The sequence below is a fragment of the [Scytonema hofmanni] UTEX 2349 genome (assembly GCF_000582685.1).
Classification (GTDB): Bacteria; Cyanobacteriota; Cyanobacteriia; order Cyanobacteriales; family Nostocaceae; genus Hassallia; species Hassallia hofmanni.
Map to the genome: position 1 here is coordinate 5019554 of NZ_KK073768.1, position 20540 is coordinate 5040093.

Consider the following 20540-nt stretch of genomic DNA (forward strand, 5'->3'; position numbering starts at 1 on the left):
AATTCGTCACCGACCGACATCCCGCAATAACCTGCGGTTATTATTGGTGGTCGGTCACTTCCTCCGAAGCCCACCTTATATCTTGCCACTGATTTTGGGTACAAAATTCAGGTGGGGGACTTACGGTGTTTAGTTAAAAAAGTCAAATTGAATCTTCTAATTTTTTGCTCCGCAGTTTCAGCAAACTTTTAAGTTCAGGCATTCTGCGGGGTAGAAATATTTGGTTGATCGGATACCGGACGAGGAAAATTAGGCAAATCAATACCGCTGTGACTAGTGGTGCGGGTTTTGAGTGCTAACCGATAGCTGACGCTTTGCAACTCTGCTTGCAATTGGCGATTTTCCCGTTGTAGAGTTGCGACTTTTTCTCTGACTGGAGACATCCGTTCCTCAAACTTACGTCGGTAAATTTGCGGTAACTCTTGTACTACTTGTTCCAACATCCGACTGCGATCGCTTAATTCTTGTACTGTCTGCCGTAATTGATAAATCTCGGCATCACGAGTCGTAATCTGCTCTTGGTAGAATGTCACTTGCTCCTCAACGGCTTGGAGTTGTTCTCGCAATGCTTGCAACTGAGTCAAATCTGGTTCAGTCTCCGACCGTTGGGGCATAAAATTACTATTGCCCTTAACTAGCCGGAAAAGTTCTTGAGATAACTGTTGCACTAATTGATCCCGAAGAAGCAACTCGTTACGCAGTTGCGATGCTTCCGTAGAAAGAGTTTGGATGGCGGAGGTGTCAGCTTGGCTCACAGTGGCTTACGGTTGAGTGTTAAGAATCTTTTCCACCTTAGGTATAACGGCAGTGGTACTACCCTTGGCAAGTACTTGTTAATGTAGCATTCGATCGCTAAATCCGTAAAAAGAAAAAAGGGAAATTTATTTGAATTTCAAAAGATATTGGGCATTGGGCAATGGGAATAAAAAGAAGTTTCCCAATTTTACCCCATGCCCTATGCCCTATGCCCTATGCCCCATCATTATGCAGCGACGACTTCTGCTTCTGGTTTTTCCTCAGGGATGTCCTGTTTAATAGTTAGGTAGCGAATTACTTCTTCGCTTAAACGCATAGCACGTTCCATCGGAGCGATCGCCGCTCCAGGTCCAGTGTAGTTCATTTGGATGTAGATGCCGTCTCGGTTACGATTGATTTCATAAGCCAGACGACGCTTGCCGCGATTTTGAATTTCGATATTGTCTGCACCTTGCTCCCGAAGGAAGTTTTGGTATTTATTGACTGCTTGCTCTACCTGTTCTTCTCCCAAGTCAGGACGCAAGATGTACATTGTTTCGTAAACTGTTTTCATGGAATGTGTGTCTCCTTATGGACAAAAAGGCTGCTGATGTCGCATGTCGATTTGGATAAAGTTCGCTTTGGCACTCTAACCAACACCGATCAACATAGTCAAGCAACAAGGAATTATAATCTTACCAGCTTTCTATTTTAATCAGCAACGTTCCTCTTTTCCCCTAGTTCAAATCTAAGACCATTCACTCTATAGGGGTAAAGGGGAAAGGGGAAGGGGTAAAGGGGAAGAAATTGGATGGGTATTTTTTGTTTTCCCCTTTACCCTTAGAGTGATAAATTGCATTTATTGGGTGATAGGGTGCTTGATCTGTCGCCAGATTTTTGAATAAAGCGCTTTTTATCGCTATGGTTTGTGAGTTTAGGAATGTGGGTACAAAGAATCGCAGCTTTTAATTACAAATAAGGACATTCATCAAAAGTTATGGCGCAGCGCTATGTGCGAGTTCAAAATCAAGAAGGTATTATTTACTATGGGTTATTACAAATATCCCTAGATGTTCAGGTGTTGGATGCTCCACCTTGGCTGCAAGGACAACCCACTGATTTGAACTTGGAACCAGACAGTTACCAAATCTTGGCTCCCTGTTCTCCCTCAAAAATTGTCGCGGTGGGCAAGAATTATGCAGATCATGCGGCAGAAATGGGTACGGACGTACCGAGTGAGCCATTAATATTTATTAAGCCACCGACATCTATCATTGCCTCAGAGACAGAAATTAAGTATCCTGTGCAGTCGCAACGGGTAGACTATGAAGGAGAGTTGGCACTGGTGATAGGCGATCGCACTTCGGACTGTACACCAGAGGAGGCGCACTCCAAAATTTGGGGTTACACCATCGCTAATGATGTGACAGCGCGGGATTTACAAAAACGCGATGGTCAATGGACGCGAGCCAAAGGTTTTGATACTTTTTGTCCTCTGGGTCCTTGGATTGTCCGAGAATTAAATCCGGGAGCGAGATTGCAAACTTTTTTAAATGAAGATGCTCTTCCTGTACAATCTGCTTGTATCGATCAAATGGTCTTTCCTCCAGATTTTCTCGTGTCTTATATTAGTCAAGTGATGACACTACAGCCAGGGGATGTGGTGCTTACAGGTACGCCTTTCGGCGTTGGTGAACTGCACGTAGGCGATCGCGTCCGTGTGGAAATTGAAGGTATTGGTCGCTTGGAAAACACTGTAACCAAACGTTAACTTCTAACGTGGCAATTGCATGTAAACTGCATCAGAAATAGCAGGAATTTCTGCGTAACGTCCTAATACCGACTGAGCAATAGAATATACAACCCCTGCCATGATGCCAAGAAAAATGGTAGTGGATAGGGTTTGTATCGCAAAACCACCAGCCGGAACTAGCCCAACAACCTGGGTCAAAATGCTAAACAAAAAGATGACAATATCTAAAAGAATTGCCTGCATTGTGTTAAAACGAACAAAATGACTGATTTTTTCGTTTCTGATGACGAAGAAAAATAAAGCAAAGAAAATAATTAGTCCAGCATAAGGGACACCATCGTAAATTTTTAGCAATGGTATGAGGGGCAAAAACAGCAGTTGTAGAGGTGGAAACTGCGACAGTAAAAAGCTCCCGAATTGAAAAACCTCAATTACAGGCAGCAAATAAGGTAAGCAAGCAAAAATGCGATCGGAAACTGTTGTAGACCCACGCCAAGACATTGTGCGTTCTCCTGTGGTGAAATTTTAATAGTGACTATGAGCCTAGGATAACGCAGTTACTCAGTCTATAAGCGCAGATTCGCTTATAAGGATGGCTCGCTAAAAACTCGCGAGGAACAGGCACGTAGTGAAGGCACGTTTTTGGGGGAAGCTCTCAGGTGAAAGCTGCCTTATCGAATTCGGTGCAATAGCTGTGGAGTAGTCTAACGGCGAGTCATTGAACCAAGAATCCCTCCTGCTAAAGCAGCGGGGAGTGTCAATCTATATGGGCGATGCGGAAGCCCATCATGCACTCATACTGATCTGCCTGCTGTTGGCTAGGATTGCGGATAGCTTGTCCACAACGTAGTTGACCTTGACCCCAACGCGGTTGACCGCTTTTGTCAGCAAGTAAACAAGACTGACAAACCTTGTGAGGGTCAAGGATTTGATCTTCGATTAAAATTACTAGCATCTAATCCCTCGTGTATATCCTTATTCTTAATTCTTACCGACATTTTAGGGGCAGCGCAGTTTCATGTCGATATGAGTAAAGAACGTTATGATAATTAACGCATTGATTAGGGTATGGAACTGTAACTTAAAAGCTATTCAAGCCAAATCACACGGTAGTCAACTTTGAGCAGGTATACCGCATGACTCAAGTAGTTAAGGAGGTGTCATAGTGCTGTTAGGTTTCTTTCACAGAATTGAAACTAAATAACCAGCAACGCAAAGCATTGATGCAACAAACAGTGGAGTAGCACGTCGTCCCGCTTGGAATTGGGGACTGGGACTGACTAAACAAATTCTTGACCATAACTCATCTAATCCCGATTCCAAGATTAAGTTTCCTACGGTTGCATTTAATAATAAGTAAGTCAGGACAAAATTTGTCATTGATAAAATGACACTCTTTCATTTGATACGTGCTAATCCAAGCACGCATCAACCGTTCGGAAAATTTTCTCTAAGGATAACTCAAGTGACTAGAAATAACTCAGAAATTCTTGCCTTTGCCGATCCGGCGATCGCGCAGTTGATTAACCAAGAACTACAACGTCAACGCGACCACTTGGAATTGATTGCTAGTGAGAACTTTACCTCAGCTGCTGTACTTGCAGCTCAAGGTTCAGTCCTGACTAATAAATATGCCGAGGGATTACCTGGTAAGCGTTATTATGGCGGTTGTGAGTTCGTTGACAAAATCGAACAACTAGCAATTGACCGTGCTAAAGAGTTGTTTGGTGCTGCTCATGCCAATGTTCAACCCCATTCTGGCGCACAAGCTAATTTTGCTGTGTTTCTGGCGTTGCTGCAACCCGGTGACAAAATCATGGGAATGGATTTGTCTCATGGGGGACATCTCACCCACGGTTCACCTGTAAATGTCTCCGGTAAGTGGTTTGGTGTTTCTCATTACGGTGTGAATAAAGAAACAGAACAGCTTGATTACGAGCAAATTCGAGAGCAGGCGCTAAGGGAGCGTCCTAAGCTTTTAATTTGCGGTTATTCGGCTTATCCTCGTGTAATTGACTTTGAAAAATTCCGCAGCATCGCTGATGAAGTCGGTGCATACTTACTGGCAGATATTGCCCACATCGCCGGTTTGGTTGCTAGCGGTCTCCACCCCAATCCGATCCCTTATTGTGATGTAGTTACCACAACTACCCATAAAACTCTACGCGGTCCAAGAAGTGGTATAATATTGACCCGTGACCCAGAATTAGGTAAAAAGCTGGATAAATCAGTTTTCCCAGGTTCTCAAGGTGGACCTTTAGAACATGTGATTGCTGGTAAAGCAGTAGCTTTTGCCGAGGCTTTGAAGCCAGAATTTAAAACTTATTCGGCTCAAGTGATTGAGAATTCTCGCACTTTGGCAAATCAACTCATAAATCGGGGCTTCAAGCTAGTGTCAAATGGCACTGATAATCATTTAATGTTAGTGGACTTACGGTCTGTGGGCATGACAGGCAAGCAAGCCGAGCAACTGTTGAGTGTTGTGAATGTTACCACAAACAAAAATACAGTGCCTTTCGATCCAGAGTCACCATTTGTGACCAGCGGTCTAAGGTTGGGTTCCCCAGCAATGACAACGCGGGGTATGGGAGAAAGCGAATTTACTGAGATTGGGAATATTATTGCCGATCGCCTGCTTTCCCCAGACTCAGAAACAGTAGCTGCTGATTGTCAGCGACGAGTTGCAGCATTGTGCGATCGCTTCCCCTTGTATCCTCACTTGGAAATTCCTCTACCCGCTTTAGCATAGGGCATAGGGCATAGGGCATAGGGCATGGGGCATAGGGCATAGGGCATGGGGCATGGAAAGAATCCTATTGATTCACGCACTTGCTTTATTGAACTTCTTTAATTCTCACTGCGAGCGTGCCCATTGCCCAATGCCCATTGCCCATTAAACAATTGCCCAATGCCCTATTTAAAATTCTCATGCTGATTAATGACCCAAATGTCGTAGATATAGGAAGACAAATTTCTTCAGAGATTTTTGTCTAGTCAAACTACTTATTAAAGATACAAATGCCTCCTCAGATTTATCATCTGATTGCCTTCCTAGTGGCTGCCGTAGTCGTTCTCTGGACTACGCCTGATGTCAGAAACATTGGCATAAAAAGTGGACGTGTAGACCAACCTGGTGGTCGAAAAGTGCATCAACGTCCGATGGTGCGCCTGGGAGGAGTTTCTATCTTCGCGGGTACTATAATTTCTCTACTAATAGTTTGGTGGCTGGGTGGATTTGGAATTTTGCCTCCGGAAAAAGAATGGCAAATCTGGGGAGTTACCTTAGGTGGTGTTGGCTTTTTTCTGATTGGTTTAGCAGATGATTTGTTAAACTTATCTCCCCTGACTCGCTTAGTCATGCAAGTTATCGTTGCCGCTGGTGCTTGGAAAGCAGGGGTAAGCATAGATTTTGTTAGCATTCCCACAGTCGGAATAGTTCACCTGGAATGGCTGAGTTTACCTATCACCGTTATTTGGCTGGTGGGAATGGTAAATGCGATAAACTGGATTGACGGTTTAGATGGATTAGCTGCCGGTGTGTCGGGAATTGCCGCTGTAGTTATGTTGGTAGTGGCGTTGTTTATGCGGCAACCAGCAGCAGCTTTGATTGCAGCCGCTTTAGCCGGGGCTTCACTAGGATTTCTCCGCTATAATTTCAACCCCGCACAAATATTTATGGGAGATGGTGGGGCTTATTTTATGGGATTCACCCTGGCATCTGTCGGTGTAATTGGTTTGGTGAAAATCCCTGCTTTCACTGCCGTGTTATTGCCTTATCTGATTTTGGCAGTGCCGATTGTTGATATGTCCGCCGTCATTTTGGCACGACTGCGCCACGGAAAATCGCCTTTTAGTGCAGATAAACGCCATCTGCATCACCGACTGCTACAGGCTGGTTTATCCCACAGATTGACGGTTTTATTCATTTACTCTTTAACTCTATGGGTGGGAAGTTTGGCATTAGCTATTGCTGGCATACCCAGTGGCATTGCTTACGCCTGTGCTACCACCTCTTTGGTATGCTTAATCAGCTGGCGAGTTTGGAAACACGCTCGACAATCTTAAAGGATTGGATAGTGGATAGTGGTTAGTGGATAGTCGATAGTCGGAAATTTAACCAACAACTATCAACCATCAACCATCAACCATCAACCAACAACCAACAACCATCAACTATCACCTAACAATTGTAATGAGTGCAGAAATTATATGTGTTGGTACCGAATTGTTGTTAGGAGACATTCTTAACAGCAATGCTCAATTTTTGGCGCAACAATTAGCACAGCTAGGAATTCCTCACTATTATCAAACGGTGGTGGGAGATAATCCAGAACGGCTGAAAAAAGTTATAGAAATTGCTATTTCCAGAGCGCAAATTCTTATTTTTACTGGTGGTCTTGGTCCGACACCTGATGACCTGACGTGTGAAGCGATCGCTGATTTTTTTGGTGTAGCTTTAGTAGAACGCGCTGACATCATCGAAGATATTACTCGTAAATATGCTTCTCGCGATCGCGTAATGACTCCCAGCAACCGCAAGCAAGCTTTAATTCCTCAAGGTGCAGAAATTTTGCCCAACCCCACTGGCACAGCACCGGGTATAATTTGGCATCCCCGTCCCGAATTGACAATTTTCACTTTCCCTGGTGTGCCTAGTGAAATGCATCGAATGTGGGAAGAAACCTCAGTACCTTATCTCAAAAGTCAAGGTTGGGGCAAGGAAATTATTTATAGTCGGATGTTAAAATTTTGGGGCATTGCTGAATCTGCTTTAGCAGAGAAGGTGTCATCCTATTTGAATTTGCCTAACCCAACGGTAGCGCCTTATGCCGGAAAAGGGGAAGTACGCTTGCGGGTTTCTGCAAAAGCTGCTTCACAATCCGTAGCAAAGGAATTAATTTCACCTGTTGAGAAACAACTTAAAGATATTGGTGGGTTAGATTATTATGGTGCTGATTCAGACAGCCTAGCCTCAGTGGTAGGTGAGTTATTGCGATCGCATGGGGAAACGCTTTCAGTAGCAGAATCCTGTACTGGTGGCGGACTGGGGCAGATGTTGACGGAAACTTCTGGTAGTTCTGAATACTTCTGGGGTGGGGTAATTTCTTACGACAACTCGGTGAAAGTTGGACTGCTGGGGGTGAACCCGGAAGATTTAGCGAAATTTGGAGCAGTAAGCGCTACTGTAGCAGAACAAATGGCAATTGGAGTGCGATCGCGTCTCGCAACCACTTGGGGACTAAGTATCACTGGTGTCGCAGGACCTGGTGGGGGAACTGATACAAAGCCAGTGGGTTTAGTTTACATTGGTTTAGCGGCAGCAAATGGCGAAGTCGAAAGTTTTGAATATCGATTTGGTGCAGTGCGAGGTCGGTCTTTAATTCGTCACCTCAGCGCTTGTACCGCGTTAGATATTTTGCGCCGGAAGTTGTTGAGTAGCGTTCTTCCATAAAAGAAAATTATAGGGTTAAGGTGCGATCGCTTCGTGTTTAATTACTATCTCTTTCTAATTTAAGCACTTTTAAAACATGATTTTGAAATTCTGCTAATCCGCCTCGGCTATCCCAATATGTTTTGAACGCAGGTAGGGTTTCCAACTCCATCACTTTACCCCCTTGAAGGTGGACATGAAAACCAAATATAATGTCTTGATCTGGAGGAACACTCCAATAATCTGCTATCCAAACTACTTGAACGAGACGATAAATATTAAATTCCGTATCATGAGGCTCTTTGTAGAGAGTATTGTTCAGAAGTTTGACAATATGCGTTACTTTAGTACGCTGTCTGAGAATGATAAGTTGACCTTCCTTTGGCTTGAGCGCATTCTCTTCTTGCCCTTTCTTCCAGTGTAATTTAAAAATTTTTAAATCAGGGTCAATATGATAAGCACAATACTTATTACCGTCTTGATGATTTATATTCTTAGTCCACTTCAGTTCTGTTAAATCCATAAAATTATTCTCTATTATCCGGTATCCATCAAAAATTACAGTAGTTGCTGACGCGAGTTCCTTTTATTGTGACGGCAAGAACTAATAGTTGTGTTTTGTCATCCGCGCCGTAACGACTTACATAATCTAATATAAATTGATCTCTTGCTTTTGCCTCCGTTAGTTCTTTATGCTGCTCAACATACAAACAAACATTATCGGCTAGAGCAATAGCTTGAAGAGAGGCTGTGGAATTTAATCGAGTTCTTAAAGACTGCGATATTACCTTTAATAGGATCTGTTTTGCTTCTACTTTGTTTTTTGGCTTGGCATCATCACGAGAATTAACATCAGTAGTTGAACTATGAGATGGGACAGTGGATGAAGAGACGGAAGAAGACGAAGCCTTAACCTCATCTTTGTCAGGAGCAGATGAAGAAATAGGAGAAGATGAAGAAGAGATAGATGAAGATGAAGATGCCAAGTAAGAAACAAAAATACCCAATGTTGGAGCAAGAATAACAACAGTAAGAGCAAGCCTTACCATTCTCGGAAAATAAAATTTTTTGTGAGAATGCCCAACAAATCCGGATATATACCATTTCCAAAAAGCTTTTAGAGAGAATACAGCAATAGTTCCAGCCTTAGATGCAAAAGCAAGAGTTCTTTTGATCTTTGATTCAGACATAAATTATCTTTAATTATATTTATTATATTTTTCTGGGAATATTATCTACTGTATATTTTTTAGACTAGTAAAATCTCAGTAAAGCTACGGAAATATGCAAAAAACAAAAGCCCCTCTAAAATTAGATTCAGAGAGACTTTTGGTTATTTTGGTTTTATTGAAAATTAAACCTGGCATAGAGCTATTTTGGCGTAAGGCTACCCTTAGACTTAGATAAAATTGAATGCGATAATAAAAACATACCTACCGTCGTAGAGACGTTCCGGTGGAACGTCTTTAGATTTTAAAAAATTTACAGGACATGATATAATCCCTAGCTAAATTCAAAAATTTGTACTTATAACTCAATCAAAAGAGCGAGTTGAATGATTCAACTCGCTCTCGGTGAATTTATATGTAAATGAGTAGAAAATCGCGCAGTTAATTTCCCTATCTACCAACCTTTGTAAAAGCCATTGATATGGCATAAGTCGATTCTCCTGAATGAACTACTCACAACTAAGCTGTCTCCAGCCAATCATAAATTTGTTCTAACTGTTCGAGAGTAATTAATCCATATTGCCAAAGAATCATTGGCAAAGGACCTGGGTCTTGTTCTCTGTGACGAAGAGCAACTGCTAGCGAAGCCGTAGAAATTGCTAAATCGTCTTGTAAAAAACGAATAAGTTGAGGATATGTTGATGGTGTCATTTGTATCTCACCTCCCTATCGTAAAGTGTATTGTCATACATGAATTTAAGATTTTCTGTAGCCTATAAGCAGTATTTGATCTGTGACTGTGTTGTTATCCAATTAACACCTCAACACAGTTTATGCCGGTGTTCCTCTAGCAAAGCCTTGTGAAGCGAAGCATTTGTGGAAACATAAATTTTAGCGCTTATTGTCTACTTAATTTTCAAGTAGCGCTTTGATAGTCGTAAAATTTATTTAATCATCAAAGTCTTCGCCCCGTAGAAACCCCTGCATTTATGCATGGGGGTAAGTAGAAAGCGGCGATTTCAATCGCAGTCCCCCTTGCGGGGTTGGATAAGTAGAGGAGTAGTACTTATCCACTTCTCTGTATGCCGAGAATCGCTTTGCTACTCTAGTAAAGTTAGCTTCTCCCAAGGGGAGACGCTGCGCGAACGACACTGGCTTAACCCTTTAAACGTGTTTAATCGTTCAGTTCTAGAGCAAGGAACTAGCTTCGCATCCCTTGGTAGGTCTTGAACTCTTGCCTCTAAGGTAGTACGCCGTCGTACTGAGTCTGGTCAGGTTAAGGCTCTTTCAAGCCCCCGCCTTTAGGCGTGGGGTTCGTGACTTTTACTATAGTGCTTTAATTGATTACACCTGTAGTAAGAAAGATTCCATAGATATACTCTCTTATTAACGACTATTTACACGTACACCAAAAGGAATATTTTTCGTCATCAAATGTTAAAATTGCTATCTTGCCCTGGAAATAACTTGGTTTGAGATGATTAGCATGTTTATAAAATACTAGGTCAAAAGTACTTTTTTTACTAGACCATGTGATGCAATATTTACTAAAACTTCAATATTGGTATATCTCATGGTAGCGTAATTAGGCTTGCTGAAACCTCTATCTCCGAGAAGATCCGGTGTTGAGGAATTCAATTTTAACACGATCGCTCACTTTTAAGTTTAATTCAGCGGCACGTCCAGATCGCAGCTCAATTACCGTGTCAATTAATTTCCCCGGACCATAAGTAGGACAAGGATCGGCAGTACAGGGGGGTACACCAACTGCAATATATTGCACTATCCCCTTACGCAAAAAGACTATATCTAACGGTATAAGAGTATTCTTCATCCAGAAACTGACTGGTTGCGCGGAAGGAAACTGAAACAGCATTCCCCTGTCCGAAGGCAAATCCTTGCGATACATCAACCCAATTGCTTGCTCTTGCGGTGTCCGCGCTACCTCCAAATTAATTTTTGTGCCATTAGGAACAATAGCGATACCAGAAATCGGTAGTGTTTGACCAGAAGGCGCTGAGGCTGATACTTGAGAATTGAGGTTAGTGCTGGGGGGTTTAGCTGGTGTTGGTTCAGAGCAGCCGAACAGCGTAACACTTAAGAGAATTGGTAGCAAAAATAGCCAACGATTCATAGAATTTTAACTGATTGTTAGTTGTTGGTTGTTAGTTGTTGGTTGTTGGTTGTTAGTTGGAGCGTTAAATTTCCGACTAACCACTATCCACTATCGACTAACCACCCTCCACCATCCACTAACCCCCAACTATTTACGATTCTCGTAACACGTATCCTACACCGCGCACTGTTTGAATCAGGCGCTTTTGACCTTCTTCTTCGATTTTTAGACGCAAGTAGCGAATATACACTTCGATGACATTAGATTCGCCCATAAAGTCGTAACCCCAAACATTTTCGAGAATTTGTTCGCGGGTTAATACTTCACGGGGATGTTCCATTAGATACTTTAAGAGTTCAAATTCTTTCATTGTCAAGTCAATTGCACGCCCGTTGTGTATAGCGCGACGGGTTGCTATATCTAAAATCAAATCTCCAAACCGTAACTGTTCTGAGGTATCAACATCTGGTTTTAAATAAAGGCGAATCAACTTTAAAAAATCTTCTGAGCGGTAAGGCTTGAGGAAGTAATCATCGGCTCCAGCTTCTAGACAAGCAACACGGTCATCGATTGTATCGCGTGCCATTAAAACTAGCATGGACGATCGCATTCCGGCATTTCTCAGATTTTTGCACAAAGAGAGTCCAGATTCTCCTGTGAGCATTCGGTCTACAACTATTAAAGCAGGTTGGCGATCGCGGCAGTATTGAAAACCACTATTAGCATCATGTGCCACAATTGCTTCGTAGCCAGCTTCGTGCAAATCGCAAGTCAGTTGATTTGCTAGATTCTCGTCGCTTTCAATCACCAAAACACAATCTTTGTGAGCAAGCGTCATATTAATGTGTGAAGTTTTGATTTTGGATTCAATAATATAATGTGCTGTCGAACGTCTGTATATCAGGGAAAAATGCAATTTACGTGTTTTTGATGATAGAGCAATCCTAGTTGGGCACTTTGTCTACCATATTGAATGCACGTTCAAGTATCTGCGAATTTAACCGCAGATGCAACAATTTTAATAACTTATTTCAAATTACAGGGTAATGGGTAATGGGCACGCTCGCAATGGGCAGTGAGAATTAAACAAGTTCAATAAAGCAAGTGCGTGAATAAATACAATTCTTTCCATGCCCCATGCCCCATGCCCAATGCCCAAGTTTGAATTAAGGCAATTCTACCGAGGTTGGTTTGGCGATGTGTGGTAGACCCCAACCTAATTTTTCTCGTAAAATGCGGAAAAACTCTGGTGGTTGTAAGCGAATAAATCGTGCTGTATATTGCGATCGCTCTAAATATACCCGATCTTGTGGCAGAACATAGCACCCCCCGTTACCATCCACCACCATCACTAGACGAGGAATATTGACTGGGTAGACGTTTACTGGCTCACTATCAGGAAACACCAACGCCCTAGAAGCCAGAGAATGAGGGCAAATCGGCACTAGTTGTAACACAGGGACTCCTGGAGTTACTACCGGTCCACCAGCACTCAACGAATAAGCTGTAGAACCTGTTGGTGTAGAAATAATCACACCATCTGCGGCAATATCTACTGGCGCATGATGTCCTATGACAATTTCAAAATGGCACATTGAAGTAAGCGGTTCTCGATGCAGCACCATTTCATTCAAGCAGAGGGCTTCCCACAAAACCAACTCTCCTCGAAACACTTTGACGGTCAGCATTACCCGCTCTTCAATTTCATACTCACCCGCCATCAACTGTTCTATTGCTTGAGGCAATTGATTGAGGTAAGCCTCGGTCAAAAACCCCATATGACCAGTATTCACCCCTAGCAATGGAATGCCACAGGGGGCAACTTGGCGAGAGGCTGCCAAAACAGTCCCATCTCCCCCTAACACCACGACAAATTTCATTTCTGAGTCAAAACCAGGGGGTGTCAAACCCTCAATTGGCGTGTGGCATACAGGACTCTCTGGGGTAGAGTAGCCCAGCATACCACCGATACCCGCTGTCACATAGACATCCCAACCGGCTGCGGTTAGTTTGTCTTGGAGTTCGATAGCAACGCGACTCGCTATCGGTTTAACGTCATTGTAAATAATGCCTGCTTTCGGCACATTCAAATATCCAACTTGCTTGCGATGCTCTGTATTATGTTAATCGTTACACATTTTGGACAATGTGGGAATTGGGAATTGGGAATTGGGAATTGGGCATGGGAATTGGGAATTGGGCATTGGGCATTGGGCATGGGGCATTGGGCATGGGGCATTGGGAATTGGGCATTGGGCATTGGGCATTGGGCAGTCAAAAAATCAAGATAATTACTTTTGACTCTTGACTTTTGACTTTCGACTGTTGACTTTTGACTTTTGACTTTTGACTTTTGACCCTTGACTGTTGACTCTTGACACTTAACTAATTTGAAGTCTTTTTAAAGGGGCTTCTTTTTTCCTTCTTCTTTTTGGCTTTAGTTTTTTCGTAGTCTATTTCTTTAAGCTTTTTCATAATTCGGCTGAAGTACTCTTGCAGGTAGCTTTCCAAAGTGGTGGTTTCTTGTTGGTCTAACCCAAACACTTTGTATACTTCATCCATTGAGGCATTTAGCGGTTTCCCACTTGCCAATACTTCTGTAAATGCCAGTCTATCAGCGACATTCCACCCCCATTGAAAGAACCGCGTTATGTTCCGCACTCCTCGGAGTAAGTTTAACGGCATCCGCGTTATTTTGGCATCTTTTCCAGACAAGCGTTCACACAAACTAATGATTTCCGGAGCGCTCCAAGCACGAGTACCCACCACTGGAAAAGCAAGATTTTCTGCTTCTGGGACACTTAAAGCGCGGATAGCAAATTTAGCAATGTCCTGAGTGTCCATATAAGCGATGGGGGAAGATCCACCTGTGACCCAAACCGGTTGTCCTTCCAAAATCGGAATTCCATATTGACCGATTAACCCTTGCATAAAGCCAGCGAGCCGCAAAATAGTATAATTTAAGCCCGACTCAGCCAAAAATAGTTCTGTACACCGCTTAATTTCCATCAAGGGTACTTCTGGATATTTGTCAGCATCAAGAATGGAAAAGAAGACAAAACGCTCTACACCGGCAGCTTGAGATGCTTGAATTAATGCTACCTTGCCATCCCAGTCTACTTGTTTGATGCTCAGTGAGTCGGTAGGACGAGATGTTGAGGCATCAATGACTGCGGTTACACCTTCAAGTGCGGTTGTGAGGCTTTGGGGATAACACAAGTCTCCTGGTACGAGTTCTGCGCCCCATTCTTTTAGAAATGCAGCTTTTTTGGCACTCCGGACAAGACAGCGTACCTTATAACCTTCATCAATAGCACGACGAGCCACTTGTCTTCCCAAGGTGCCAGTGGCACCGATGATTAATAATGTCATGGGGCTTTGTAAAAATTCTTAAAGTTTTATTAATAGAATCTTATCAGACTCGCATATGCAAACAAAAGTTTACAATCTTTTTAAGAAACTGATTTTAGAGAGAGACTTTTTTTGTCGCCTCTCCCCTGTTAATATCGGCTGAGTAGAACGATTATTCTGGTTCTGCGCCCTGAATCTTCAGTAACAATGCACCCAAGCCCCAGCCTATGAAGATTAAAGCGATGGGTAATAGTGTTGCTGTCACAATTTCGCTCATTAGTCTAATTCTCCTGTTGCGAATGGTTAATTTATATAAACTCAGTCTATCAGAAGGGCTGGGGACTGGGGACTGGGGACTGGGAATTATTACCTATGCCCTATGCCCTATGCCCAGTCGCTAATATTATTCCCGCTTTTTGAGGAGAATTTTAAATTATCAGAAAAATGGGTCTAAAACCCCGTCCTTTAATGAGCCGGCTTTTCAAGATTGCTGTACATATTTTTTAAGTATCTCTCAATCGGTGCACCCCCAACAGAAGAAACAAATAAAATAACTAATCTTTCCATGAATGGGTTATCATTTGCCGCTGACCTATGTAGAATTAAATTGCAGACCAAATATAATACGTTTGATTTTTGGTATTGTCTTCACATGGCAAAAGCTAAAAAAGAAAAGCTTCTAATGGGCATCCAGCAGAACTTAATACATTGCGACGCGGATACAAAAGCTATCTTGGTTTTTCTGTGCGAACAGTCAAATAGCTTGTATAACTGTGGAGTGTATTGGGCGCGTCAAATATTTTTCAAAACAGGAAGAATAATTTCTAAATTTGATGCAGTTTACGAAATTGGTAAAAATATCCACGCCCAGGCAATGCCATCAGTGCCAGCACAACAAACTTTGTTGAGCGTATCTGAAGCTTTTAAATCTTTTAAAGGCTTGCGTGATTTGTTTTTTAAGGGAGAATTGAACCAAAAACCAAAAACACCGTCATACCAAGCATCAGGCGGGATGTTCAAAGTATCATACCCGAATACTGGGGCTGGTAGACCAACTCTGGTAGATGGTTTAATTCGCTTCCATTTGGGTTTACAAATCAATAGATGGTTCAAGATTAAAGAGTTTTTCTTGCCATTACCAATCAACCTTGATTTTACGAAAGTATATGAGTTTACAATCCTACCAAAGAATGGCGAATTTTACCTTGAATGCAGCTATGAAGTACAGCCAATCGCAGTCAAATTAGATGTTAATCAAGCACTGTCGATTGACCTTGGAACATCTGCCAATTTAATGGCTTGTATCGATACTTTGGGTAATTCATTTTTAGTTGATTCGAGACAAGCTAAATCAATGAATCAGCTTTTTAACAAGCGAGTTGCTAAACACAAGGAAGGTAAGCCACAAACGTACTGGAATAATTTTCTGTCAACTCTTACTCGTAAGCGAAATCACCAGATGCGTGATCTGGTTAACAAAGCTGCTAGAATCGCGATTAACCATTGCCTAACTCATGGAATTGGGACAATCGTTGTCGGGTGGAATGAGGGCATTAAAAACGGTTGTACGATGGGTCGTAAATCCAATCAGCAATTTGTCCAGATGCCTTTAGCAAAGCTCAAAGAACGCATAAGACAACTGTGCGAAATCTACGGTATACGTTACCTTGAAACAGAAGAAGCTAACACCTCTTGTGCCTCATATCTAGATGGAGATTCCCTGCCTGAACATGGTCAAAAGCCAGACGGGTGGAAAGCATCAGGTTCGAGAATTAAACGGGGCTTGTATCGTAGTAAAAATGGTAATTTAATCAACGCCGATCTAAATGGAGCGGCAAATATTCTTTCCAAAGTAGCCAGAAACTTAGGCATAGACCTAAGCAGACTGGGTAGACGGTGTTTGTCCACCGTAGGCAAGATTAAAATTTGGGCAACAAATTCTAATCTTGACCGAAATAATCCCCGCATAGGTCACGCCGGGGAGTTAGTCAAATGTATTTAGATGATAAGGTAACATCTCATAAACAATTGCGTCCGCGTCTGGTGGTGACGTTGGGAGATCCCGCTGGGATTGGAGCAGAGGTGGTTTTGAAGGCTTTGGCAGATCCGGATGTTAGTAAAAAGTGTGAGCTAACAGTGGTAGGAAGCCGTGATTTATTGATACAAGCTTATACTAAGTTTAATTTAAGTGGGAATTTAGGCTTGATGGCAAATCCGGCTGATTTGTCAGTTTTGGATGTGCCTTGCCAAGGTGAAATTATTACGGGGACTGGTAACGCAGCTAGTGGTGCGGCTAGTTTTGCTTATATGGAAACTGCGATCGCTCACACACTATCTGGTAAATTCGATGCGATCGTTACAGGTCCAATCGCTAAATCTGCATGGAAGGCGGCAGGCTATAATTATCCAGGGCAAACTGAACTTTTAGCGGAAAAATCTGGAGTTGACCGCTTTGGGATGTTATTTGTAGCGCGATCGCCTCACACTAACTGGACACTCCGCGCTTTAATTGCGACCACACATATTCCATTAAGTCAAGTACCCCAGGTATTAACACCAGAGCTAATGACGAATAAATTAGATTTGCTGGTGGAATGTTTAGAAAAAGACTTTGGGATAGATAATGGAAGAATAGCGATCGCTGGTTTAAATCCTCACAGTGGCGAACAAGGACAGTTGGGACATGAGGAACAAGATTGGCTAATTCCCTGGTTAGAACAAGAGCGCAAAAATCGTCCTCATTTTCAGTTAGATGGTCCCATCCCGCCGGATACAATGTGGGTGAAGCCTGGTCAAGCGTGGTATGGAAATTCTCTAATCCAAAATCCTGCTGATGCTTATTTAGCACTTTACCACGACCAAGGTTTAATTCCTGTGAAATTGATGGCATTTGATAGAGCGGTTAATACTTCTATCGGTCTTCCTTTTGTTAGAACTTCACCAGATCATGGGACAGCATTTGATATTGCAGGTAAAGGAATTGCCGATGCTACTTCGATGAAAGCAGCGATACATTTAGCGGTTGAGTTGGTGTCTGTGAGACTTGCTAGACATCTCCAGAATTAAATTAGGCTTTGTCCGAAACCCTTGATTAGACGTAGCAGATTAAACGTAGCAATGCTACGTCTCTACATTATTATTGGCATAGACGCTGCATCGGTTTATCGTGAGACATCACATGGTAAACCTTGTGAAGAGTGCGGTTTGTTGGGATGCCATCGCTCTTCCTTTAAGAGCCAACTTGCGGAAAAGTTGTAGTTGTTAACTTTTTTACTCAAATCCAGTTCATACCACTCTTCTGGGTAAAGTTCATACGGCAAAGCTTAGAAAAACCTTGTTTCCCCGAACCCCTGACCCTTTTCCCAAGTCAGTGTAACAAGTCTATTGATAAGCTGGTAAGATTTATCTGATTGATAAAGTCTATCTGAAGGGGGATATTCAGAAGCTTCATACCCAGGAAAGAGAGTGTAAATTTTTAGTGTTTGGTAAATTACTGATATTAACATAATCCGCGAGGCATGTATGGAATCAGAAAACAATCTCGAATCAGCAGCTAAGGATGCAGCAGAATCTGCCAAGGATACCGCACAATCAGCAGCGCAGAATGTGGCAGATACAGCGAATAAGGTAGGAGAATCCGCTAAGGATACCGCAGAATCAGCAGTGAAGAATGTAGCAGATGCAGCAAATAAGGCGGGAGAATCTGCTAAGAATGCTCTCCAGAATGTAGTAGGCGATGTTATTCATTCACAGCCACCACTTCCCCCCCAGTCTGATGCTCATCAACTCAAGTCACGTTTGGAGTGGGGCGAACCAGCTTTTACAATTTTGGATGTGCGCGATCGCACGACCTATAATCAAGGTCGCATCATGGGCGCAATACCAGCGCCAATCGATGAATTGGTAGACCGCGCAACCCCAACTTTGGCTAAAAGCCGTGATATCTACGTTTACGGTGCAAGCGAAGAACAAACCAACCAAGCCGCACAAGCGCTTCGTTCTGCTGGATTTGAGCATGTCTCAGAACTCAAAGGTGGTCTTGCTGCATGGAAATCTATCGGCGGTGCAACTGAGGGTATTGTAGAATCACAGACTCCCGCAGGCGCAGATGACTACAATGTTGTAGACCGCTTGAAAAATCACGCTGAAACACAAAACAAAAAGGTGTAGTTAAGAGTCAACGGTCAACGGTCAACGGTCAACGGTCAAAAAACTATTGACTATTGACTCTTTGATTATTGACTATTGACTCTGTGTAACCAACTTATCAATGTTCAAAAACATCCTTAAATTGCAACAAATCTAAGGAAACTATAGTTGGCAAACACCCAAAGCATTCTTGTGCGATTTGCCAACGTTCTTCTCTAGTAAGTATTTCTATCAGTTTTTGTCGGACGCTGATTAAGTAGCGCACATCATTAGCAGCGTAATTCAATTGAGATGCGGATAAATTAGCAGCGTTTCCCCAGTCTGAACTTTGAGCGCTTTTATCCAGTTCAACTTGTTCTAATTCTTGTACCACATCTTTGAGTCCGTGGCGATTGGTGTAAGTGCGGGCTAACTTACTCGCAATTTTAGTGCAAAATATAGGATTAACTCGGATGTCGAGATGATAACTTAAGGTGGCGACATCAAAGCGAGCAAAGTGAAAAATCTTAACAATATTCGTTGCTTCTAAGAGTTTTTTTAAGTTTGGGGAGTCGGTTTGCCCTTTAGCAATGCGGATTGCGGTAACTTTACCCTCATGATTGCATAACTGGACAAGACACAAGCGATCGCGCTGTGGCAATAATCCCATAGTTTCGGTATCGACTGCGATCGCAGATGATTCTAAATATTCCGATAAAGCAGTGTCATTAAGATCGCGATCGCAAACCTGAAAATCTTCCATGAATTGAATTTGGTTGTTAGTGGTTAGTTGTTAGTGGTTGGTTGTTGGTTGTTGGTTTTTAGTGGTTAGTTGTTGGTTGTTAGTGGTTGGTTGTTAGTTGTTGGTTCTTGCTTATTCTTTGCCACCATCCACTATCCACCATCCACCATTCACCATCTACTATCCACTATCCATCATCCACCATCAACTATCAACTATCAACTATCCACTAACCAATCCTTATTTCTTGCCAATAAAAATCTGTGTCAGATAAACTTCACCTTCGCTATTAGCAGCAACACCAATCCCAGTTAAGTTGTATTTGCCTTTAATGTTTTTTAGATGTCCGGGACTGTTGATCCAACCAGTCATAGCTTGGCTTGCTGGATCGCTATAACCTTGGTTAAAAGCTACATTTTCTGACGCACTTTTGTATTTTATCGAAGCAGAATTTACTCGTTTTTCAAATCCTTTGTGACTAAACGGAACTTTACCATTAGCCATATTTTGGCTGTGAATCCTTGCCTGCCGAGTGATGTTTGCATTTAAAGTCAGTTTTGACAAGCCCTTAGAAACTCGATAGCTATTAATTTGGTCAAAAACCGATTTTTCTAGAGCAGTGGTTTTAAAAGTAGTAGTAGGCGACAATGCAACTTGACTAGACTCAATCGACAACGGCTGGTTATCGCTGTTTTTTTTGGTTGTCGTGTTACCTGGTACAGGACTACTCGTTAATCCACTAGCTAGGACAAGCGCACTGAAAGCGATGCCAAAAGCAGTTTGTCGAAACATGAAGAGTTGAGTAATGTGTAGAGTTTTTTAGACGCATCCCCTGCTTTTTTGTTTCCTGGTATACCCGTACACTTTTCAGCATTCCAGGATATAGGAAATATTTACACATTGCGATCGCCTTAGTTAGAGTATTTAATTACAATAAAAGCGACGGACTCGCAAATTAAAAGAAAAATTTAACAATTGGGCAATGGGCAATGGGCACGCTCGCAATGGGCAATGGGCATTTTTAATTTGGGTCAAAGGGTAAAGGAAAAAAGGGGCGCATGGAGATGGAGTCATTTAAAATCAGTCGAAGAGAAAAGAAAATATTTCTACATGAG

At 42.4% G+C, this 20540-nt stretch carries 24 protein-coding genes; 8 read left to right on the forward strand and 16 right to left on the reverse strand.

Annotated elements, in window-relative coordinates; genetic code table 11:
- Positions 1–194: 194 nt before the first annotated feature.
- Positions 195–755: an Npun_F5560 family protein gene (locus tag TOL9009_RS0127845; RefSeq protein ID WP_029636503.1), complete on the reverse strand. Its 561-nt coding sequence runs from the start codon at positions 753–755 to the stop codon at positions 195–197.
- Positions 756–982: 227 nt separating this feature from the next.
- Complete coding sequence (gene rpsF / locus TOL9009_RS0127850; protein WP_029636504.1) at positions 983–1309, reverse strand: 30S ribosomal protein S6; 327 nt, start codon at positions 1307–1309, stop codon at positions 983–985.
- A 423-nt stretch (positions 1310–1732) separates the two neighbouring features.
- Between rpsF and TOL9009_RS0127855 the strand changes: the two genes are divergently transcribed.
- A complete protein-coding gene (locus tag TOL9009_RS0127855) occupies positions 1733–2506 on the forward strand; it encodes a fumarylacetoacetate hydrolase family protein (protein ID WP_029636506.1) in 774 nt (257 codons plus the stop codon).
- A gap of 3 nt (positions 2507–2509) precedes the next feature.
- On the opposite strand, the gene TOL9009_RS0127860 is transcribed toward TOL9009_RS0127855, so the two are convergent.
- The 3 genes from TOL9009_RS0127860 to TOL9009_RS47860 all read right to left on the reverse strand — a co-directional run bounded on the left by TOL9009_RS0127860 (position 2510) and on the right by TOL9009_RS47860 (position 3868).
- Positions 2510–2989 carry a Tic20 family protein gene (locus TOL9009_RS0127860; protein ID WP_029636508.1) on the reverse strand — a complete coding sequence of 160 codons (480 nt, stop codon included), beginning with the start codon at positions 2987–2989 and terminating at the stop codon, positions 2510–2512.
- Between the two features lie 256 nt (positions 2990–3245).
- Positions 3246–3443 (reverse strand): hypothetical protein, encoded by a 198-nt coding sequence (locus TOL9009_RS0127865; protein WP_029636510.1) that lies wholly within the window; start codon positions 3441–3443, stop codon positions 3246–3248.
- A gap of 227 nt (positions 3444–3670) precedes the next feature.
- Complete coding sequence (locus tag TOL9009_RS47860; protein WP_029636512.1) at positions 3671–3868, reverse strand: hypothetical protein; 198 nt, start codon at positions 3866–3868, stop codon at positions 3671–3673.
- An 85-nt stretch (positions 3869–3953) separates the two neighbouring features.
- Here TOL9009_RS47860 and glyA point away from each other — a divergent pair, with 85 nt between their 5' ends.
- The 3 genes from glyA (at position 3954) to TOL9009_RS0127885 (ending at position 7940) form a co-directional block, all read left to right on the forward strand.
- Positions 3954–5237 carry a serine hydroxymethyltransferase gene (glyA, locus tag TOL9009_RS0127875; protein WP_029636514.1) on the forward strand — a complete coding sequence of 428 codons (1284 nt, stop codon included), beginning with the start codon at positions 3954–3956 and terminating at the stop codon, positions 5235–5237.
- Between the two features lie 269 nt (positions 5238–5506).
- Complete coding sequence (locus TOL9009_RS0127880; RefSeq protein WP_029636516.1) at positions 5507–6553, forward strand: glycosyltransferase family 4 protein; 1047 nt, start codon at positions 5507–5509, stop codon at positions 6551–6553.
- A gap of 127 nt (positions 6554–6680) precedes the next feature.
- Positions 6681–7940: a competence/damage-inducible protein A gene (locus TOL9009_RS0127885; protein WP_029636517.1), complete on the forward strand. Its 1260-nt coding sequence runs from the start codon at positions 6681–6683 to the stop codon at positions 7938–7940.
- 37 nt (positions 7941–7977) lie between these two features.
- Here the strand turns inward: TOL9009_RS0127885 and TOL9009_RS0127890 are convergent, their stop codons facing one another.
- The 9 genes from TOL9009_RS0127890 to petM all read right to left on the reverse strand — a co-directional run bounded on the left by TOL9009_RS0127890 (position 7978) and on the right by petM (position 14832).
- The gene (locus TOL9009_RS0127890) at positions 7978–8442 is read right to left on the reverse strand and encodes a hypothetical protein (protein ID WP_029636518.1); all 465 of its coding nucleotides are present in this window, start codon (positions 8440–8442) and stop codon (positions 7978–7980) included.
- Positions 8443–8470: 28 nt separating this feature from the next.
- Positions 8471–9109: a hypothetical protein gene (locus tag TOL9009_RS0127895; protein ID WP_029636520.1), complete on the reverse strand. Its 639-nt coding sequence runs from the start codon at positions 9107–9109 to the stop codon at positions 8471–8473.
- 498 nt (positions 9110–9607) lie between these two features.
- Positions 9608–9799, reverse strand: coding sequence for a DUF2949 domain-containing protein (locus tag TOL9009_RS0127900; protein ID WP_029636522.1), 192 nt, complete (start codon positions 9797–9799; stop codon positions 9608–9610).
- Positions 9800–10691: 892 nt separating this feature from the next.
- A complete protein-coding gene (locus tag TOL9009_RS0127905; protein WP_029636524.1) occupies positions 10692–11222 on the reverse strand; it encodes a DUF192 domain-containing protein in 531 nt (176 codons plus the stop codon).
- A gap of 133 nt (positions 11223–11355) precedes the next feature.
- Positions 11356–12042 (reverse strand): response regulator transcription factor NblR, encoded by a 687-nt coding sequence (nblR, locus tag TOL9009_RS0127910; RefSeq protein ID WP_029636525.1) that lies wholly within the window; start codon positions 12040–12042, stop codon positions 11356–11358.
- A gap of 328 nt (positions 12043–12370) precedes the next feature.
- Positions 12371–13288, reverse strand: a complete 918-nt coding sequence (locus tag TOL9009_RS0127915) for an NAD(+) kinase (protein ID WP_029636526.1) — start codon at positions 13286–13288, stop codon at positions 12371–12373.
- 39 nt (positions 13289–13327) lie between these two features.
- Positions 13328–13471, reverse strand: coding sequence for a hypothetical protein (locus tag TOL9009_RS47865; protein ID WP_186227664.1), 144 nt, complete (start codon positions 13469–13471; stop codon positions 13328–13330).
- Positions 13472–13589: 118 nt separating this feature from the next.
- Positions 13590–14576, reverse strand: coding sequence for an SDR family oxidoreductase (locus tag TOL9009_RS0127925; RefSeq protein WP_029636529.1), 987 nt, complete (start codon positions 14574–14576; stop codon positions 13590–13592).
- Positions 14577–14727: 151 nt separating this feature from the next.
- On the reverse strand, positions 14728–14832 hold the full coding sequence (petM, locus tag TOL9009_RS0127930) for a cytochrome b6-f complex subunit PetM (protein WP_038296642.1): 105 nt from the start codon (positions 14830–14832) through the stop codon (positions 14728–14730).
- Between the two features lie 405 nt (positions 14833–15237).
- Here petM and TOL9009_RS0127935 point away from each other — a divergent pair, with 405 nt between their 5' ends.
- The 4 genes from TOL9009_RS0127935 (at position 15238) to TOL9009_RS0127945 (ending at position 18725) form a co-directional block, all read left to right on the forward strand.
- Positions 15238–16557: an RNA-guided endonuclease InsQ/TnpB family protein gene (locus TOL9009_RS0127935; RefSeq protein WP_144238356.1), complete on the forward strand. Its 1320-nt coding sequence runs from the start codon at positions 15238–15240 to the stop codon at positions 16555–16557.
- Complete coding sequence (pdxA, locus tag TOL9009_RS0127940; protein WP_029636535.1) at positions 16548–17621, forward strand: 4-hydroxythreonine-4-phosphate dehydrogenase PdxA; 1074 nt, start codon at positions 16548–16550, stop codon at positions 17619–17621. Before TOL9009_RS0127935 ends, pdxA begins: the two co-directional genes overlap by 10 nt.
- A gap of 51 nt (positions 17622–17672) precedes the next feature.
- Complete coding sequence (locus TOL9009_RS47870; protein ID WP_186227665.1) at positions 17673–17813, forward strand: hypothetical protein; 141 nt, start codon at positions 17673–17675, stop codon at positions 17811–17813.
- 483 nt (positions 17814–18296) lie between these two features.
- Complete coding sequence (locus tag TOL9009_RS0127945; protein WP_029636537.1) at positions 18297–18725, forward strand: rhodanese-like domain-containing protein; 429 nt, start codon at positions 18297–18299, stop codon at positions 18723–18725.
- A gap of 97 nt (positions 18726–18822) precedes the next feature.
- On the opposite strand, the gene TOL9009_RS0127950 is transcribed toward TOL9009_RS0127945, so the two are convergent.
- Together TOL9009_RS0127950 and TOL9009_RS0127955 are read right to left on the reverse strand one after the other, a co-directional pair.
- On the reverse strand, positions 18823–19446 hold the full coding sequence (locus TOL9009_RS0127950; protein ID WP_029636539.1) for a ribonuclease H-like domain-containing protein: 624 nt from the start codon (positions 19444–19446) through the stop codon (positions 18823–18825).
- 219 nt (positions 19447–19665) lie between these two features.
- Positions 19666–20217 (reverse strand): CAP domain-containing protein, encoded by a 552-nt coding sequence (locus tag TOL9009_RS0127955; protein ID WP_029636541.1) that lies wholly within the window; start codon positions 20215–20217, stop codon positions 19666–19668.
- Between the last annotated feature and the right edge of the window lie 323 nt (positions 20218–20540).

What these genes read in the sequence shown, in the direction of transcription:
- TOL9009_RS0127880 (WP_029636516.1), top strand. Translation starts at nt 5,507, where the DNA reads ATGCCTCCTCAGATTTATCATCTGATTGCCTTCCTAGTGGCTGCCGTA.
- rpsF (WP_029636504.1), bottom strand. Translation starts at nt 1,309, where the DNA reads ATGAAAACAGTTTACGAAACAATGTACATCTTGCGTCCTGACTTGGGA.
- TOL9009_RS47870 (WP_186227665.1), top strand. Translation starts at nt 17,673, where the DNA reads ATGCTACGTCTCTACATTATTATTGGCATAGACGCTGCATCGGTTTAT.
- TOL9009_RS0127885 (WP_029636517.1), top strand. Translation starts at nt 6,681, where the DNA reads ATGAGTGCAGAAATTATATGTGTTGGTACCGAATTGTTGTTAGGAGAC.
- TOL9009_RS0127905 (WP_029636524.1), bottom strand. Translation starts at nt 11,222, where the DNA reads ATGAATCGTTGGCTATTTTTGCTACCAATTCTCTTAAGTGTTACGCTG.
- TOL9009_RS0127950 (WP_029636539.1), bottom strand. Translation starts at nt 19,446, where the DNA reads ATGGAAGATTTTCAGGTTTGCGATCGCGATCTTAATGACACTGCTTTA.
- TOL9009_RS0127890 (WP_029636518.1), bottom strand. Translation starts at nt 8,442, where the DNA reads ATGGATTTAACAGAACTGAAGTGGACTAAGAATATAAATCATCAAGAC.
- TOL9009_RS47860 (WP_029636512.1), bottom strand. Translation starts at nt 3,868, where the DNA reads ATGACAAATTTTGTCCTGACTTACTTATTATTAAATGCAACCGTAGGA.
- TOL9009_RS0127865 (WP_029636510.1), bottom strand. Translation starts at nt 3,443, where the DNA reads ATGCTAGTAATTTTAATCGAAGATCAAATCCTTGACCCTCACAAGGTT.
- TOL9009_RS47865 (WP_186227664.1), bottom strand. Translation starts at nt 13,471, where the DNA reads ATGCCCAATGCCCAATGCCCAATTCCCAATGCCCCATGCCCAATGCCC.
- TOL9009_RS0127935 (WP_144238356.1), top strand. Translation starts at nt 15,238, where the DNA reads ATGGGCATCCAGCAGAACTTAATACATTGCGACGCGGATACAAAAGCT.
- TOL9009_RS0127900 (WP_029636522.1), bottom strand. Translation starts at nt 9,799, where the DNA reads ATGACACCATCAACATATCCTCAACTTATTCGTTTTTTACAAGACGAT.
- TOL9009_RS0127860 (WP_029636508.1), bottom strand. Translation starts at nt 2,989, where the DNA reads ATGTCTTGGCGTGGGTCTACAACAGTTTCCGATCGCATTTTTGCTTGC.
- nblR (WP_029636525.1), bottom strand. Translation starts at nt 12,042, where the DNA reads ATGACGCTTGCTCACAAAGATTGTGTTTTGGTGATTGAAAGCGACGAG.
- pdxA (WP_029636535.1), top strand. Translation starts at nt 16,548, where the DNA reads ATGTATTTAGATGATAAGGTAACATCTCATAAACAATTGCGTCCGCGT.
- TOL9009_RS0127955 (WP_029636541.1), bottom strand. Translation starts at nt 20,217, where the DNA reads ATGTTTCGACAAACTGCTTTTGGCATCGCTTTCAGTGCGCTTGTCCTA.
- TOL9009_RS0127925 (WP_029636529.1), bottom strand. Translation starts at nt 14,576, where the DNA reads ATGACATTATTAATCATCGGTGCCACTGGCACCTTGGGAAGACAAGTG.
- TOL9009_RS0127855 (WP_029636506.1), top strand. Translation starts at nt 1,733, where the DNA reads ATGGCGCAGCGCTATGTGCGAGTTCAAAATCAAGAAGGTATTATTTAC.
- TOL9009_RS0127895 (WP_029636520.1), bottom strand. Translation starts at nt 9,109, where the DNA reads ATGTCTGAATCAAAGATCAAAAGAACTCTTGCTTTTGCATCTAAGGCT.
- petM (WP_038296642.1), bottom strand. Translation starts at nt 14,832, where the DNA reads ATGAGCGAAATTGTGACAGCAACACTATTACCCATCGCTTTAATCTTC.